Origin of the sequence: Caballeronia sordidicola, from assembly GCF_002220365.1 — a bacterium.
Lineage (GTDB): Bacteria > Pseudomonadota > Gammaproteobacteria > Burkholderiales > Burkholderiaceae > Caballeronia > Caballeronia sordidicola_C.
Genome location: NZ_MTHB01000198.1, coordinates 1 through 15,813, shown reverse-complemented (window position 1 = coordinate 15,813; position 15,813 = coordinate 1). Strand labels below are relative to the sequence as shown.

At 58.1% G+C, this 15,813-nt stretch carries 16 protein-coding genes and 2 pseudogenes; 4 read left to right on the top strand and 14 right to left on the bottom strand.

Annotated elements, in window-relative coordinates; genetic code table 11:
- Positions 1–77: 77 nt before the first annotated feature.
- Both BSU04_RS27880 and BSU04_RS27875 read left to right on the top strand, forming a co-directional pair.
- Positions 78–656 (top strand): histidine phosphatase family protein, encoded by a 579-nt coding sequence (locus BSU04_RS27880; RefSeq protein WP_089163663.1) that lies wholly within the window; start codon positions 78–80, stop codon positions 654–656.
- Positions 657–971: 315 nt separating this feature from the next.
- On the top strand, positions 972–1,316 hold the full coding sequence (locus tag BSU04_RS27875; protein WP_144021374.1) for a hypothetical protein: 345 nt from the start codon (positions 972–974) through the stop codon (positions 1,314–1,316).
- Positions 1,317–1,530: 214 nt separating this feature from the next.
- Here BSU04_RS27875 and BSU04_RS27870 read toward each other — a convergent pair whose 3' ends face one another.
- Positions 1,531–2,091, bottom strand: a complete 561-nt coding sequence (locus tag BSU04_RS27870) for a hypothetical protein (protein ID WP_089163599.1) — start codon at positions 2,089–2,091, stop codon at positions 1,531–1,533.
- Positions 2,092–2,835: 744 nt separating this feature from the next.
- Here BSU04_RS27870 and BSU04_RS27865 point away from each other — a divergent pair.
- Positions 2,836–3,760: pseudogene (locus BSU04_RS27865) on the top strand (sterol desaturase family protein).
- A gap of 204 nt (positions 3,761–3,964) precedes the next feature.
- Here the strand turns inward: BSU04_RS27865 and BSU04_RS27860 are convergent.
- Positions 3,965–4,390 (bottom strand): YunG family protein, encoded by a 426-nt coding sequence (locus BSU04_RS27860; protein ID WP_089163598.1) that lies wholly within the window; start codon positions 4,388–4,390, stop codon positions 3,965–3,967.
- A 91-nt stretch (positions 4,391–4,481) separates the two neighbouring features.
- Positions 4,482–4,919 (bottom strand): GNAT family N-acetyltransferase, encoded by a 438-nt coding sequence (locus BSU04_RS27855; protein WP_089163597.1) that lies wholly within the window; start codon positions 4,917–4,919, stop codon positions 4,482–4,484.
- A gap of 245 nt (positions 4,920–5,164) precedes the next feature.
- On the opposite strand from BSU04_RS27855, the gene BSU04_RS27850 reads away from it, so the two are divergent.
- A complete protein-coding gene (locus tag BSU04_RS27850; RefSeq protein ID WP_089163596.1) occupies positions 5,165–5,536 on the top strand; it encodes a YciI family protein in 372 nt (123 codons plus the stop codon).
- 482 nt (positions 5,537–6,018) lie between these two features.
- Here the strand turns inward: BSU04_RS27850 and BSU04_RS27845 are convergent, their stop codons facing one another.
- The 11 genes and pseudogenes from BSU04_RS27845 to BSU04_RS27795 form a co-directional block, all read right to left on the bottom strand.
- Positions 6,019–7,008 (bottom strand): hypothetical protein, encoded by a 990-nt coding sequence (locus BSU04_RS27845; RefSeq protein WP_089163595.1) that lies wholly within the window; start codon positions 7,006–7,008, stop codon positions 6,019–6,021.
- A gap of 113 nt (positions 7,009–7,121) precedes the next feature.
- Complete coding sequence (locus BSU04_RS27840) at positions 7,122–7,475, bottom strand: hypothetical protein (protein WP_144021373.1); 354 nt, start codon at positions 7,473–7,475, stop codon at positions 7,122–7,124.
- A gap of 61 nt (positions 7,476–7,536) precedes the next feature.
- Entirely contained in the window at positions 7,537–8,433 is an 897-nt protein-coding gene (locus tag BSU04_RS27835; protein ID WP_089163593.1) for an ABC transporter ATP-binding protein, read from the bottom strand.
- Entirely contained in the window at positions 8,430–8,834 is a 405-nt protein-coding gene (locus tag BSU04_RS27830; RefSeq protein WP_089163592.1) for a GntR family transcriptional regulator, read from the bottom strand. Before BSU04_RS27830 ends, BSU04_RS27835 begins: the two co-directional genes overlap by 4 nt.
- A gap of 405 nt (positions 8,835–9,239) precedes the next feature.
- Complete coding sequence (locus BSU04_RS27825) at positions 9,240–10,295, bottom strand: serine hydrolase domain-containing protein (RefSeq protein WP_089163591.1); 1,056 nt, start codon at positions 10,293–10,295, stop codon at positions 9,240–9,242.
- Positions 10,296–10,308: 13 nt separating this feature from the next.
- On the bottom strand, positions 10,309–11,112 hold the full coding sequence (locus tag BSU04_RS27820) for a lipid II flippase Amj family protein (protein WP_089163590.1): 804 nt from the start codon (positions 11,110–11,112) through the stop codon (positions 10,309–10,311).
- A 119-nt stretch (positions 11,113–11,231) separates the two neighbouring features.
- Positions 11,232–11,915, bottom strand: a complete 684-nt coding sequence (locus BSU04_RS27815; RefSeq protein ID WP_089163589.1) for an SDR family NAD(P)-dependent oxidoreductase — start codon at positions 11,913–11,915, stop codon at positions 11,232–11,234.
- Positions 11,916–11,930: 15 nt separating this feature from the next.
- Positions 11,931–13,271: an NAD(P)/FAD-dependent oxidoreductase gene (locus BSU04_RS27810; protein ID WP_089163588.1), complete on the bottom strand. Its 1,341-nt coding sequence runs from the start codon at positions 13,269–13,271 to the stop codon at positions 11,931–11,933.
- 21 nt (positions 13,272–13,292) lie between these two features.
- Complete coding sequence (locus BSU04_RS27805; RefSeq protein WP_089163587.1) at positions 13,293–14,081, bottom strand: amino acid ABC transporter permease; 789 nt, start codon at positions 14,079–14,081, stop codon at positions 13,293–13,295.
- 30 nt (positions 14,082–14,111) lie between these two features.
- A complete protein-coding gene (locus BSU04_RS27800; protein ID WP_089163586.1) occupies positions 14,112–14,930 on the bottom strand; it encodes an ABC transporter substrate-binding protein in 819 nt (272 codons plus the stop codon).
- 78 nt (positions 14,931–15,008) lie between these two features.
- Positions 15,009–15,500, bottom strand: a pseudogene (locus tag BSU04_RS27795) (NAD(P)/FAD-dependent oxidoreductase); the annotation flags it as partial.
- Between the last annotated feature and the right edge of the window lie 313 nt (positions 15,501–15,813).

The window sequence follows — 15,813 nt, the reverse complement described above, 5'->3', positions numbered from 1 at the left end:
TTCGGCCCTAAGCCGGACACCGAATCCTGACCCATATTCTGCCAACGCCAATGAACGCTACCGCTACCGAAAACCACGTGAACCAACCCGAGATCTGGCTGATCCGTCATGGTGAAACCGCATGGAGCCTGTCCGGCCAGCACACGGGCCGCACCGATATTCCGCTGACGGACCACGGGCGCGAACAGGCGCGAACGCTACGGCCGGTGCTCGCTGCACAGCCCTTTGACCTCGTGCTGTGCAGCCCGATGTCTCGCGCGCGCGACACCTGCGCCGAGGCCGGTCTTGGTGCTCAGGCGGAAGAAGAACCGCGCCTGAGCGAGTGGAACTACGGTATCTACGAAGGCCGTACGACGCACGATATCCGCGCTGAAGATCCTGACTGGGCCGTGTGGACTTCGCCGATGCCGGAGGGCGAAAACGTCGAAGACATCCAGGCGCGGGCAGAGTCTCTGATCCAGCGGCTGCTTGCCACGAATGGGCGCATCGCGCTGTTTTCTCACGCGCATTTCCTGCGGGTGCTTGGTGCTTGCTGGATGGCCGATTCAGCGGCGCTTGGGGCACATCTGCTGCTCGATACCGCGTCGGTCAGCGTGCTGGGTTTCGATCGCGAAACCAGGGCGCTCAAGCAATGGAACGCGCGTCCGCAATCGTAGGGGAATTCGACGACGATCGGCTTGTCTCGACCCGCCCGCAGTCCTGGAGAATTGGCACGCTTTGTCCGCGGCAGAGCAGCCACGATGTCAGGTTCGAACGACCGGTTGGTCAGACTCGTACCATGACGAACTTCTGTAGACGACCCATTGCGGACGGTTGACCCAACTCAAGCTCAACGGCAGCCCCCAAGGTGCAACGGTCAGTTCCAGTCGATCTACGAGAAGGCTCCGGAGGCGGCACTCTGGCTCCAGAACGCCACGTTGCTTGCGCTCATTTCAGGTCAGGACCGGTCGACAATCGCGCCCTGGAAACGCATGTTCCAAAAGGACGGCTACGCGGTACTGACGCGGAAGGCAGGTGTGAAAATCGCCATTCCCCTCGAGCTACGAATGGATGTGCTCGGCACGTCCCTTGCCGATGTGATTGCCAAATGCCGGTCGACGGGAATCGTCAGCAAATACCTGATTCATCACATCCGGCCCAACGTCAATGCTCCGAAAGGTGGGGCGATCAAGTTGAAAACGATCACCGAGAAGGTCAAGGTCGCTCGAGAACTGGCGGACATCACTAACGACGCAGCTCCGACCTTCCACGAAATCCGCAACTTGAGCAAGCGGCCTACATGGAACAGGGGACCGTCGACGCGAAGGCACTCATAGGCCATATGACCGATGCGATCGCCGACTTGTACGCCAATTCGCGCGGACTAGAGCCGATGAAAGTGAGAATATCAACTGCATGAATCCGAGGAGTCAGGTTCGCACGGCGAAATCGAGGTAGCGTGCCGGGCGAAGGCGCCATCGTTAGCAACGGATGATTTCGACACAGCGGGTTAGCCGCCCGCTGCAAAGCTGATGGGCGAAGGTACTACCACTACGCTTTTAAGTGCCCAACGTAGTTCAGAGTCCCTTCCAATTGAAGATGTGGTATATCCCCAGGCCGAGACTTGGTCAACCTAGTCTTGGTCAGCTTTATGCCAACGCTTTCGTATGCGGCTAGCACAAGTTGAGAACAGATGAATCTGTCCTGCTTTCGTGCCACGAGATCGGCTCCTATACAAACGATGAGTCCGGTTATCAAGCAAGCCTGCGATGCGATAGCGGCATAGTTATAGCCCTTATCAAGCTGTAAGCCGACAAAATCACGGATTTTCAGGGCGTCGGTGGCGTCAAGGTCCGGATAGCGATACGCGACAGCCAGGCGATCATCCATCAGTGCGTCGGACAATTGATTTAGTGAAACGCCCTTTCCAATAGCTTCTACGATTTGGCCGTAGCCCACGTACAACGCCACATGGCTCACGTGTGAAAGCGTACCGAGGCGGATCACTGCGGAAGTTGCGCCGCCCTGTGTCGAGACAATAAAGTCCGCGTTTTGCAGAGCCGAAAAGTCGATACTCATGCCGCCAGCGCCTGGATCGAGTGGAATAGCCATTTTCAGCTCCGTAGATTCTTCCCTGGAGTGGGCATCTGAGTATGCAAGCAACACTAGCTCATACGGCGTCGCGATCGCCAACGCGCCCACCCACAACGTGGACGGCGCGACGCAGAGGAAGCACCGGCAAACCTGAAAGGGCCTATCTAACAAAGACGCCCGAGCGGGCGGTATTTTGAAAAAATTCTGAACAGATATTGAACATTCCTTGCTGGGCAAGGCTTTCCGGTCAACGGGAAATGTCGAAGTGACAGAGACCGACTTGCTTGCAGGTCAACTGCCTAGTAGTAAGCTAAAAACCTCTGGCCCCACTTTAACGCCACCGTTGGCGGACTTTTTGCAGCGTGGAGGCGGCTAAACCAACCCCTGTGACGGCTTCAGCCGACGACCCGACCGGCATAATCCAAGTACGAAGGTCCGTTCTCTGAGCGAAGCTGCCTCTTGAATGGCCGTCCGAGCGCGAAAGCGAATGGCTGTAGTTGGCCGGACCTTGCCTGTCAGTGGAGCACGCAATTGGAAACCGCCGCCTGACCGTTGGCCTCTCGCAGCCCATCGCCGCGGCGAGCCGCCAGCGCCGACCCTGCACCGCGGCTTGCCCGTCAGAGGCGGAATTCCGCGACATCTGGCGACATAGTTTACGCATGGTTTTTAACCGGACCGAACACTACATTAGCTTCATCCGACGCGATAGCAGCCTTTTCCCGCAAAACGACGCGTCCAATCTCAACCGGTTATCTGTCCATCATGGTTACCACTGGAAAAATCGCTCTTTGCGCTACGTTGTTCGTCATCGCCGTCTCGCTGATCGAGGCATGTGTGCTCACCCGCAAACAGCGCAATAGCGCGATGCCTTTCGACTGGCATGAAGTGTGGATTTCGCTGGCCGATGTGGCCGGTCGCAAGCTGCTCGCGTTGCTGCCGCTTTCGCTCGCCACCCCGATTTTCGCGCTTGCCTGGGATCATCGGATCTTCACCGTCACGCTCAACAGCGCGCTGATGGTGTTCCTGCTCTTTATCGGCCAGGAGTTCTGCTACTACTGGTACCACCGCGCGTCGCACCGTATTCGCTTTTTCTGGGCAACGCATGCGGTTCACCACTCGCCGAATCAACTGACGCTTTCGTCTGCTTACCGGCTTGGCCTAACCGGCAAGCTGACTGGCTCGGCGATGTTTTTCGCACCCCTCGTGTGGCTTGGTGTGCGTCCGGAAATCGTGCTGGCGACGCTGAGTTTCAATCTGCTTTATCAATTTTGGTTGCATAACACGTGGACCCCGAGACTCGGCTGGCTTGAATATGTGTTCAATACGCCATCCGCGCATCGCGTGCACCATGCATCGAATGCCGACTATCTTGATGCGAACTTTGGCGGCGTACTCGTCATATTCGACCGCATGTTCGGTACGTATGTCGAAGAACGCGCTGATGAGCCGTGCCGCTATGGTCTCACTACACCCACGCGCTCGCGCAATCCGCTGGTCGTCGAATTCGAACACTGGGTCAGCCTCGCCCGTGATGTCGTGTCGGCGGGCAGCAGTGTGGACTGCGATCCGTTACGTGATGCTGCCGCCGGGCTGGCGCGCGGACGGTTCCGGCGAAACAACCGAGGCGCTGCGTCAGCAAAATCTGGACGCGCGTCGCACGGTTCAAGTGGGTACGCAGGGACGGTGACGGAATTCCCCGGTACGGCTCGAGTTCGTACCTGCGGTATTGCGCGTATCCCACCACGATAAGCTGCGTGGCCACCGCTTTTCTGCGAGGACTCGGCCGTTCGCGACTGCCGGTGATCGACCCGCAAGGGACACTTGGCGGCTCAGATACCGGTCATTCGCGATGGTGCGCTACGGTCTGACGCCTCTGACATTGGCTATCCAATCAGGCTGATGGAGATATGGGACGGAAGCGGCAGGCCGTTAGATACTCAACAACCCGGTTCAGCAACAACGCGCAGCGTCGGATCGTCGTTTCACTATCATTCAGTTCTTGACGATCGACGATTACGAATCCCTGAATAATTGAACCTGCTGGGAACTGCTGCCAGCTTAGATCAATGTGGTACAAGTCGTTGCCGATACGAAGCCCATTCCAGAAGTGAACCTCTGTCGTCTCCCCTGTCCAGACATCTCCTTTAATGATTTCGGTTCCGGGGTAATAGTGCTGTACCACTCTGGACGTTGGATAGCACTGGCCCAATGCAGGATTCCCCGCATGCTCAACCTCTAAATATGCGGTCCGCTTGTCCCATGAGGCGGCTAGTGCTTCACGAAGGCGGAGCATGAAATCCGGGTTGCGCGTCATCATTCAGTGGTTGCTGGTTGTAGATCGTCTGCACGTGGCCGAACGCTGAGGTTCGCTTGGGCGTTTTCCTGCTCCAACAATCGCGTAGTCACAGCTACGCTGACTCAAGGGGCGAACGGGTCATCAAATGTCGCTCGGCGGTGGAATGAGTAACCACGAAGCCATGTCGCTCGTAGAAGCGTCGAGCAGGATTGACGCGGAGAACGCGCAGTTGAATTGACTTTTTGCCGGCATCTGCGCGTTCGATAATCCGCTGCATCAACGCCGTGCCAATGCCGCGATTCTGATGAGCAGGCAAAATGTAAAGCGTCTTCAAGACCACGACAGCAGTCTCATCGACTAACGCGACGCATCCGATATCGTCGCCGTTACACCGGATGATCTGATGGATGCCCGCGTTGAAATCGTCGGGACTATCCGGTCGCCATTGCCCCCACGCTTGTTCGACGTAGTTACGCATGCACGCTTCGGTGACAAGTGCTACGAAGTCCCAGTCCTGCTCGATAGCACGACGTAAATCGATGTTGGACATTTGTAGGCTCCCGAACTCTTATGTTATGTCGATTGTTAACAATGTACGCGTAGGAGTCGAGTGACCGAAAGTGGCCAAACCCCGTCCTCTCGAATCTTGAAGTCTTTCCCCATCCGTCCGTCTACGTAGGGCAGGAGGGGACCCGAAGCCGACAGGCTGGTGAGACCCGCTACAAACTAGCCAGATCATTGTCGATTTCCGATCATCACATTCGTCGTTAGTGAACCCCATTCAAAGGATTTACCATGAAATACCTCGGCCTGGCCTACTTCTCCCCCGAAAAATTCGCCGCGATGGCGCCAGACGAAATCAAGGAATTGGTGGGCCAGTGCCCGGCATTGGACGAGAAGATGCGCGCTACCGGCAAGGTTCTGATTTCCGCCTCCCTTGGCGATCTGGACAAGTGGAGGACGCTTCGCCCGCGCACTGGACAGACGCGCATCACCGATGGGCCTTACACCGAGTCGAAGGAAGTCGTGGGCGGTCTATTCATCATCGAGGCGGACAGCCTTGACGAGGCGTTACGCATCGCGTCCATGCACCCGGCTGCCACACTGGGCGAAGAAGGCGGATGGGCCGTCGAGCTTATCCCCTTGGACTTCTATCTAACGCGATGAGGATTTGGACGCCTGTCTGAGAAGGCGTTGGCGTTCCTTTACCGCGGACACCTTCACTGCGTCGGGAGTCATCGCGGCGATGGACGCTCCTGGCCGGGTACTGCCTCATGCGATTGGCACACTTGCTTGAGCCCTGCACGGCTGCGCTCGGCACCACGCGACCCTGAGCGGTCCATCGCGTTGCTTGAAAGCAGCCATTCACTCGCCAAAAACCTCTGGCATATTGATGCGCTCCAGTGCGACGCGGGTGGCGAGCAACGCGTCTCTCTGCGACATCACGCTTTGCGACCGGTCCGGTTTCGACAGTCTGACATAACCGAACAGATCATCGGACTACTCCGCCAGAAAAACTTGCGGCAGAGAATGCTGCCTGATGCTGTGTGTCGCAAAGGCCTTCTGGCGTTCCCGCGAAGCTGAACAGGTTCTGGACCTTCCACAAAAAACCGTTCGTTTTTCCGGCGGTATGATCCGCACATGTGTCATCACGACCCGGCAGAGCCCGTCAAATCCGTAAGCCTCACCCGGGGAAGGACAACTGTCTGGGTGAAATGACTCGCTACCTTATAGGTCGTAAGGGCAAGCGGCCGAATACCGGCGCCGTTCGCCGCGGGGAGTTCCACCACCAACTGGCCAGGGCCGGTCAGAGCCGCCGTATTGAGGCCCCACTGCGTAGATGTCGTCGAACATCTTGTTTGCGGCGCGCCGATCGAAGCGCCGGCGGGATCGAGCACCGTTGCTGCGATGCACTTTGAGCTATTCGTGGCTGGAAAACAATAGAGGTCGACGACCTGGTCATTGACGGGATTGAGCCGTGTTTCGCATACGCCGAAACCGGCAACCTTTTGCGGGACGCCGAAGGGCAGCGTGGCTTTAATGGTTGCGGCTGGCGCATAGGAGCTCAGTAGATAGATCAGAGACAACCGTCCCGGCGTGTTCTTGAATTTCGCGAATACGTCACTCGGCAGATTGACCGCTTGATAGTTCGACTTGTGGCCATTGCTTGCGCCGTCGAAGATGCCACCAAGGACGTTGCTGACCTGACGAAGCGGATGGCCCGACGCGAGCGATATGGTGTCGAGAAATAACGGTTTGCCGTCGTCACTGGCAATACTAAGGATGACGTTATTGATGGTGACTATACGGTTCGGGTCGACCGCCACCTTAAGCGGAACGTAGATGACAGAGCCCATGAACTGCTGGGCCTTGCCGATCACATCGGCCTTGGACTGGTCATCGAACGACAGGCGGATCGGGCTGGTCGTCGCCACGTTGCCATTGACGCGTTGGATCAGGTAGCCGGCTATTCTCGGCGTGAAGAGCACCGCCATCGCACAAATTGTTGCCACGGCGAAGACGCCACGCGAAGTCGCCGTGTTCCGGCGGCCGTATTGCAGGCCAAGGATGAGTGCGCCCGCAATGACAAGGATAGCCAGGAGCGCCAGTTGGACAGGCCAGTTACCGAGGTCAGCCATCTCGCCATTGGTCACAATGAAACCGCCAATCCATGCTAGAACGACCGCGAAAACGATGCCTGCGGCCTGCGGCCAGCTAGCGGTGATCGTGCCGACGGCTAATGCGGGCAGACCTACACACCAATGAATATGACCAGCGCCGTATAGGCCGACGCACCGATCGCCGGCAGCGCATCCAGGCCATGCATCAGGCCGACGCCAAGGTCGAACACAAACGTCGGCAATAAGGTCACGAGGGCGGCGAAAGCAATTTTATCTAGCGCGAGGTCGCTTCGACGGATCGGCCGGATCAGCCAGTCGTCATTGTTCGACACAACGGGGTCGCTCTGTACGACCACAATGATGGCAAAGCCTGCCACAACAGCGAACGCCAGATCGATGAACGCGTGTAACAACAGCCATTGCGGTGGCTCGGCGAAGATGCCCATTTTCTGGATCATCCAGACCGCCGCGACTTTCAGCGCCAACACGGCTGCTACGTACGGCCAGTGCAATTTCAGATCTTTTTTCAAAATATGCAGCCACATATCATCCCCCGTTCATTTGTTGGACCCGCGCGAACGTAGTAAATATCGACCTTAAGTCCATCGGCTCGGCCTGAACGAATTTGACGCCGCCGAATACGGCGGCGATCTCAGATGCCAGCCGGTCTTCAGCGAACGCCGTATGCACAAAACTTAGAACATTGCCCGAGGTGCCGGGATCGATCCACGCTCCGGGCCAAGTATCGGGAGGACGGGCCGTCGATTGCAACGTGACGCGAATCTTGCGGACGCGCGCGTTCAGGACCTCTATCGAATTTTCGAACAGCAGGCGACCCTGGTTGAGAAAACCGACGTTGCTAACGAAACCCTGGATTTCGTTCAGTTCATGCGATGAGATGAAGATAGTGAGGTCTTCAGCATGGCTCAGCACGCTTTCGATCAGGTCGTCGCGTACCAGCGGGTCCAGGCCGCTGAATGGCTCATCGAGCACCAGCAACTTTGGTTTGAAGGCCAGGGCGGCAACAAGCGCGACCTTGATACGCATACCCTGTGAAAGGGCGCGGATTTTACGCTCCATCGGCAGCTTGAACCGCCTCAACATGGTCTTTTCGAGCGCTTCGTCCCAATTCGAATAGAACGGTCTCAGGTAATCGAGATAGGCACCCACGGCCATTTGCCCAGGAAGCACCTGGCTCTCCGAGACGTAGCCGATCTGGCTAAGGTGGTGGCTTGTGAGCTTACGTGATGGCGCTCCCATCAAGGTGAGATCGCCCCGCGTCGGCGTCATGATGTTCATCATCATCTTGATCGTGGTCGTTTTACCGGCGCCATTGGCGCCAATCAGCGCATAGACGTTCCCCTGCGCGACCGAAAAACTCAGGCCGCTGAGCGCCTTATACCCGCCGAAGCGCTTCTCGATATTCCGGGCCTCAATGATCATTTTGTATTCCCCCTCGCTTTGTCGATCTGGTTCCAACGCTCAATGATGGCGCTGAGCAACTCCGCCTGCGTCAGGCCGACGCGACGCGCGCCAACCACCAGTGCCTCGACTTCGTGCCCTAGCAACTGCGCTTTTTCGCCCGGGCGCGCCTGGGGCGGCTCACAAACGATTGTTCCAATCCCCGGCCGCGCCTCCAGCCAACCCTCGTGGATCAGGCGCTGGATGATTTTGTGGGCTGTGTTTGGGTGAATTTTCAGGTCCGCCGCCAGCGCCCTGACCGACGGAAACTCCTGCCCAGGCAGGTAGTCACCGCTGATGAAAGCGCGCTTGGCGGCAAAGACCACGGCGTCGAATATCGACTGACCCGATTGCGGTTTGTAATCGAATGGTGTCATATTCATAATGTGACACACGGTACACCGAGGCGTCAATGGACATTCGTCTTTGTCATGGATGTCGTTTTGGTCGGCTCACAGAGGGCGAAGCGGTCGGGCCTGCTGGCGTCCACGATCAACGCTTCAGAACGATCAGAAGGATGCTTGGTCATCCTGCGCATAAGCATCGAAGATCGCACGCGCATCAGACAGGAGAGGTTTTTCTAAAGTAGAAACCGGTCGGTTTGAAGTTGCAGTTCTGTCACCGGACTGATGTTCGGTTGGGCCATGCCAGCAGACGGTGGGGATAGATCAAATTGTTCACGATCTTCATCGCGGCGTCGAAGGTCCGCTGTTGGGCCGACCTCGGCCCTACGGACGATCAGCCGTACCCGACTCGCTACGGTCGTCGTGCACAACCTAAGACGCTCATCAAGCGTCCAATTGAAGTCGGAAGACGATATCCGAAACCGCCGGTTCCAATGGCGATCTCAGTTTGGTAACGACACCGTCTGCATTTTGGCCGAACGTGAAAACCAGGTCGGACAAGCGAGCCTCGTCATCCTCTTTCAACTGCAACGAGCTTTCACCACGATATACCAGCCGTCCTTTCAGGCCCCGCCAACTCCAACGCATGCCGGATGTATGGTGAGTGATCGAAATCGTGCCATAAGCTGAATTGCTATATACGCCGGTGAAGTGCTTGAGAAGCTCGTCTGGATACGGAACCACAATCCCGTTGATGCCAAAACGCCGTGCGTCAGCCTCTTCTTTTTCTAAAGTGCTCTGCCGTCTCGCGTGAAATATCTCGAACCAGTCGATCGGCGAGAGCGAGCACAATCGATCGAACACCGCGTACGTGATCAATTCGCGAACGGGACAGGGATCGCGGTTCGTCAGCACGACAACACCAATCTCACGGTCCGGCATCACGCTGAGCAGCGAACCCCAACCGGGCAGCGAACCGGTGTGTGACACAGTGCGCTCGCCACGATAAAGCTGGCACGTCAGTCCATATCCATATCGGTTTCTACCGATCTCCGGAAATCCCGAGTCATCCGCGTCGATGTGCGGCGTCATCATCGCGGTCACTGCCGTTTGCGAAATGATTTGCGCACCGTCGACGCGTCCTCGCAATATCAGCAACCGCAGCCAACGGGCCATATCCGCCGCGCAGGTGTGGATGCCGCCGGCAGGTGTCGCGTGCATCGGCCACACTCTCGTTCGACGGGCATGCCGCCCTTCCCGAACATGCGGACGCGCGAAATTGGCCGCCGATACCAATGTGTCAGTCGAGAATCCGAATTTCCTGAAGCCCAGAGGCGACAAAAGGCGCTGCGTGGTGAACTGTTCCCAACTCTGCCCGCTTAGTCGCTCAGCGACCATGCCCGCGACGATGTAACCGGCGATGGCAAGGCCGGGAATGGCCCAGCACTTCATTGCATCTTCGACAAGACGGTCCAGTTCAATCCAATTGGCGTCGCGCATCTCTTTCGCCGTGCTAAATGAGTTCAGCTACGTGCACAATGACGATTGCCGCCGGAACGAGCACTGCCTGCGCGCACAGCGTACCGAGAACGCGCGCGCCCGCGAGCGTCGTGATCGCCCGTCGAAAGCTGTTTTCCGAAATCCTGCCTTCGATGACGTCGTCAGTCATCACTGAAACTTGCGGGTCGATGATGACCGCCAGTACGACGGTCGCAAAGCCGTTGATGACCGACGACAGATTCGCGCATGTCACTCGCAACTCGGGCTTCAAGTATCCCGCATACAGCGATGCGAACACCCCAACCGTCCAGATCGCCATTGCGACAATGTTCAGTCCGATCACTGTCCAGGATACGCCGGCGCTTGCGGCCAGTTGCGTAACGTTGTGTCGAGAAGGAAGCCGCGCGCCCGTGCGAATGTAACTAAGACCGGCACGACTAAAGACGTGCAGGAGCAGACGAGGAATAGAGCGGTTTGCCTGGAAGTGATCGACCGCGCGACTGAAGTAACGCTGGAACGTGGGAATCAGGAACGATCCCGCAATGCTTGCCACTGTGGCAGTCAGCAGGAGCAACCGAAAATCGTTGAGCAATCCGCTGCCCAAATGATGCGCAATATCTAGTTCGACCCGTTTCGCGATGAACGGCCCTTGAAAGGAATTAGCTGTCCGGGAAACCAGCGCAATAATCCCAAAAAGGGAAAACGACACAGCGATGCGGCCCGTGCGAACACCTGCGATTCGCACGGCATAGGCCAATGTTGCAATCACGTGGATTACAAATGTAAGCCCGCAGATGACCAGAAGCTGGCTGTCCATGCTAGTGCGGCGCGTGTGGCTGGGATATGAGTGTACCCGAGCCAAGTACCGAGCCGATGGTCGACGATCCTTGTTAGCCAATCGAGTGAGCGCGACTGGCCGGCTGCCGTCTTCAGAGGCTAGAACAAGTCCTCGTGCCGGCAATTCACCAGGATCTCCGCGACGCTCGCGGTATTCGGCATCGCGATGGTGTTCGCTATGAGCAAGGCCAGATCCTCGGGCTGGGTCATCGCCTGCGGTTCGAGGTCGGCTATGGCCGCCGCCATGTCGGTATTCACGAAGCCGGGGCAAATCGCGGTCGCGCGAATGCCGTCGTCCCATCCGGCTCGCCGCACGGCATGATTCAACGCGATCACTGCATGCTTCGACATCTGGTAACCCGCGTTCAGGTTCTTCACGCGCTTTCCCGATAGCGAAGCAATCTGCACGACGCGTGCGTCGCCGGGTTTGCGCAGATGCGGCAACGCGGCCTGGATCAGGCGGAAGGGCGCCTTCACGTTGATATCGAGCGTTTCCTCCAGAAGCTCGTCGGTGCCGTCCTCAAGCGTGATGTGCGTGCAGATTCCCGCGTTGTTGATCAGCACATCAATGCGGCCAAAATGCTCGACGGTCGCGTCGACCCAGCGTTTCCCGCTGAGCGGATCGCGTGCTTCATAGGAAAACGTGAATGCATCGAAAGGGAGGTTCGCCGACGAAGGGTCACGCATCCCTAGCGACAGCCGATAACCCCGCCGGTGCAATTCCGTCGCCACCGCCAGGCCGATGCCGCGATTCGCGCCGGAAATCATCGCTACCTTGTCCATGGTCCGAATCCTTGCTCAAAAGCCTGCATCGATAACGATCTTCGTGCCGTCACTGAAACGGCTGAGCCGGAACATGTGCGGATCGACGAGCGGTGTGTCGTTGGTGACCAGGTCCGCCATCAGCTTCCCAGCGGCCGGACCGATGCCAAACCCATGCCCCGAAAACCCCGTGCTAATGAAAAGCCCCGGCACGCTTTCAACGCCCGATATCACGGGAATGGCATCAGGCGTCACGTCCATGAGACCGGCCCAGCGCTGCGCGATGCGCGCACCGCTCAGATGCGGAAAGACCTTTATGAATTCACGCAGGCCGGCATCGGTATAGGCAGATATAGGCTCGGGGTCGAGCGTGCGAGTTTCCTCGAAGGCGGTCCGCTGATCGAGCGCCCAATGACGCGGCCGACGCAGTTCATCGAAGAAACGCGCGCCCAATCCAATCCGTAACGCGCCCATCTGACTCTTGAGCGCGGGGATATATTGAGGAAACAAGCGGAAGCTGTCAGGCGTGATATCCGAGTAGGTACGAAAGCCGAATGCGATCGTATAACCGCCGTCCATGCGCTTGCGGAACGAGAACTCCTTGTTGCTGGCGCTCACCGAGGGACCGCCTTCCATAGGCGATGTCCGCAACACTGAAGCCTTCACCATCAACTGCGGCACGTTGATATCCAGATTCCCGCAGAAGAGCCGCGACCACGCGCCGCCCGCGACCACGACGCTCTTGCAGCGGATTGTTCCTAGCTCGGTCACCACCGCGCTGACGCGTCCCGCACTTGTCTCCACACCGCGCACCGCGCAGGGCGTGAGTATTTTCACGCCGCGTTTGCGCAGCGCATTTGCAATGGCCGGTGCGGCTTTCTGCGGTTCGGCGCGGCCGTCGCCGGGCGTGTACAGGCCGCCCTTGAACGCCTTCGTCGCACCCGGCAGCAAACCGGCGACGGTCTTGGGATCGACTTCACGGGTATCGAATGCATCTTTCCCCGCTAATGCGCGCGCCTTTTCAAGCCATACGCGATGCCCCTCCATTTTCGCGTCATCGTTGGCCATGTACAGGATGCCGCATTGCTTGAAACCGGTATCGATGCCAAGCCTCTGGTCGAGCGTGCGCCACAGCTTCAGGCTTTCCATACTCAGTTCGAACTCGCGCATGTCGCGATGCGTGACACGTACCCAACCCCAGTTGCGGCTGGATTGTTCGCCCGCTATATAGCCTTTCTCGCATACCGCCACGCGCAGGCCTTTATCGCTTAGATACAGCGCGGTACTCACGCCAATAATCCCGCCACCGACCACCACGACATCCACTTCGTCCGGCAAGGTGGTGTCGTCGGTGACGGTCTCGACTGGTGGTCCCATAACGTTGTTATTCCCCTGCCTTTAGTTGTGTTGTTCGGCCATGCCCGCACGCGCGGCAGCCTGACGCTTGAGCTGCTTGCGCGTGGTAGCCGTGCTTGCGCCGCCGTAACGCGGATTTGAATGCCGGTTGGTCCAGCGGTCGATATGATTGATCGCGTGCGTGAGCGGCACGGTAATCAGCAAGTACACGAGCCCGGCGGCGACCAGCGGCGAAAGGTTTGCTACGTTCACCGACGTGTTCTGTCCAATGGTGAACAGGTCGCGTTGCGAAGTCAGCAGGCCGAGAAAATAAACGAGGCTTGAGTCCTTCACGATCGAAATGAACTGGTTTGCCAGCGCGGGCAGAATGCGCCGAATGCCTTGCGGCACGATCACATGACGCATGGCGCTCCAGTATGTCATGCCGAGCGCCTGACACGCGGAGAGCTGCCCCTTGCCTACGCTTTGAATGCCCGAGCGAAAAATCTCCGCTATATACGCCGATGAAATCAGCCCGAGCGCCACGATGGCAAGCGGATACGGATTCGGGCCGAAGATCGCCAGCCCGACAGGCGCAAGTCCTTGCCCCACGAGCAGGATCACGAGCGCGGCCGGCAGACCGCGGAAGACCTCCACGAATACACGCGCCGGCACTTCGAGCCAGCGCATATGCGACACCGCCATCAACGCCAGCACCATGCCCGCGATAATCCCGAGCAGGGTCGAAAACAGCGACAGCACGAGCGTGTTGACCAAGCCGGTTTCGAGCAGCGAAGGCAGCGATCCCGTGAGCAACTGCCAGTCGAGGAAGTTCTGCAGGAATGCGTTCATGGCGCTCTCCGGATCATGTCGGTGACAAGTTCAGCTACCGGTTTTCATCTCGTACGGCGGCAGGCTGGCGGGCTTGGGATAACCGGGATGGAACTGCGTGTAGAGCTTCATCCAGGTGCCGTCGGCGACAAGCTCGTTAAGCGTCTTGTTGACGGCAGCCTCAAGCTTGGCGTTGCCTTTGCGTATCGGAAAACCGGCCGGCAGGTTGATCGCCGAAATATCCAGCCGGTCGGCAATGTTCAATTGCGGATACTTGCTTTGCAGACCGTCGACGAGCGATTTATCGATGAATAAACCATCGATATATTTTGAGCTCAGGGAGAGAAAGCCTGCGTTCACGTTAGGGAAACGCACGATCTGAGCGCCCGGCAAGTAGCTGGCGGAATACGTGTCTTCAATCGTACCTTGCACCACGCCAATCCGCTTGTCCTTGACCGACGCCTTGTCGCTTGTGATCGGGCTATTGGGAAGGGTCGCCACGCTAAGCAGCCCAGTTAGATAACCCTCGGAGAAATCGACCATCTTGAGACGGTCGGTCGTGATCGAGATCGATCCGGCGGCAAGATCGATTTGCTGGTTCGACACGCTTGGCAGCAAGCCGCTGAAGTCCTGCGCGCGGAAGTCGACGCTCAATCCCAGCTTCGCGCCAACCGCGCGTAGCAACTCCACGTCGAAGCCGGTCATCTTGCCGTTATCGATGTAGGAATAGGGCTTGTTGTTGGCGTCCACGCCTGCCATCAGCTTGCCCGGCGCAAGCGTGCCGAGGTCGTCGGCATGGGCGCTGGTGGCGGCCATCAACGAGAAGGAAGCGACGATAGAAACGAGGCTGAGAAAGTGTCGAAACCGCATGATGTTGCTCCAGGAAAACCAGCGATGAATTGAAAATACGACGGGTCGATACAGCGTCACTACTGCGACCACCAGGCGTCAGGACAACGCGCCGCGCACGCGTCCGTTCCAGCAATCGTCCAGCTGATACAGCGCGGTGCCTATCGGCACGCTCAGGCTGCGCGCCATGCCGCCCGGACTGAGCGGGAACGGACCTTCGCCGAATGCGCCGGGCGCGGCATCGAGGCTTAATAGTGTTCTTGCAATGCGCTGCCCGAGGTAACTCATCAAAGCGACGCCGTTGCCGTTGCAGCCGAGCGCGTAAAACACGCCGTCGCGCTCGCCTATATGCGCGAGCTTGTCGCCGGTCATCGCAACGTATCCCTTCCATGCATGCGTGATACGCACGTCGCGTAAAGCGGGCCAGAGCTGCACCATTTTCTTGTGCAGGATTCGCGCCGCCTCGCGTTCGCCGACTTCACGAAACGATGGCCGCGAGCCGAACAACATGCGCGTTCCGTCGGGCGAAGGACGTGTATAAAACAGGTTGCGCTTGGAGTCGCTGATCATACGGCGGCCTGGATTCAGGGCCCAATGACGTTTTGAGTGGAACTTGACATCCAGTACCATAGTGGCCTCCGCTGTTTCCGATCAGATTCTTCGTAAGCCGATGGCCGACGTCGAGCCGATGCATTGAGGCCCGGAACAGGGTCAAGGGGGGCTGCGCGCAGCGCAGGCCGGCGAAGCGAAACCTTGAACGCTGTGCAGGGCCAATACGCTCGGACATGGCCGTCGGCAGGGCATGGTGTGCCCACGGCCATGTCGACGCGTTGCGAAGAAGTGATGGTAGGCAGTAGTCGCCCTTATCTGAATCGAGGAATCGTCTGTGAGTGTTGCCGTTGAA

Bases quoted from the DNA above. Each gene is read 5' to 3' on its own strand.
- BSU04_RS27875 (WP_144021374.1), top strand. From the start codon at position 972: ATGTTCCAAAAGGACGGCTACGCGGTACTGACGCGGAAGGCAGGTGTG.
- BSU04_RS27870 (WP_089163599.1), bottom strand. From the start codon at position 2,091: ATGGCTATTCCACTCGATCCAGGCGCTGGCGGCATGAGTATCGACTTT.
- BSU04_RS27860 (WP_089163598.1), bottom strand. From the start codon at position 4,390: ATGATGACGCGCAACCCGGATTTCATGCTCCGCCTTCGTGAAGCACTA.
- BSU04_RS27855 (WP_089163597.1), bottom strand. From the start codon at position 4,919: ATGTCCAACATCGATTTACGTCGTGCTATCGAGCAGGACTGGGACTTC.
- BSU04_RS27850 (WP_089163596.1), top strand. From the start codon at position 5,165: ATGAAATACCTCGGCCTGGCCTACTTCTCCCCCGAAAAATTCGCCGCG.
- BSU04_RS27845 (WP_089163595.1), bottom strand. From the start codon at position 7,008: ATGGCTGACCTCGGTAACTGGCCTGTCCAACTGGCGCTCCTGGCTATC.
- BSU04_RS27835 (WP_089163593.1), bottom strand. From the start codon at position 8,433: ATGATCATTGAGGCCCGGAATATCGAGAAGCGCTTCGGCGGGTATAAG.
- BSU04_RS27830 (WP_089163592.1), bottom strand. From the start codon at position 8,834: ATGAATATGACACCATTCGATTACAAACCGCAATCGGGTCAGTCGATA.
- BSU04_RS27825 (WP_089163591.1), bottom strand. From the start codon at position 10,295: ATGCGCGACGCCAATTGGATTGAACTGGACCGTCTTGTCGAAGATGCA.
- BSU04_RS27820 (WP_089163590.1), bottom strand. From the start codon at position 11,112: ATGGACAGCCAGCTTCTGGTCATCTGCGGGCTTACATTTGTAATCCAC.
- BSU04_RS27815 (WP_089163589.1), bottom strand. From the start codon at position 11,915: ATGGACAAGGTAGCGATGATTTCCGGCGCGAATCGCGGCATCGGCCTG.
- BSU04_RS27810 (WP_089163588.1), bottom strand. From the start codon at position 13,271: ATGGGACCACCAGTCGAGACCGTCACCGACGACACCACCTTGCCGGAC.
- BSU04_RS27805 (WP_089163587.1), bottom strand. From the start codon at position 14,081: ATGAACGCATTCCTGCAGAACTTCCTCGACTGGCAGTTGCTCACGGGA.
- BSU04_RS27800 (WP_089163586.1), bottom strand. From the start codon at position 14,930: ATGCGGTTTCGACACTTTCTCAGCCTCGTTTCTATCGTCGCTTCCTTC.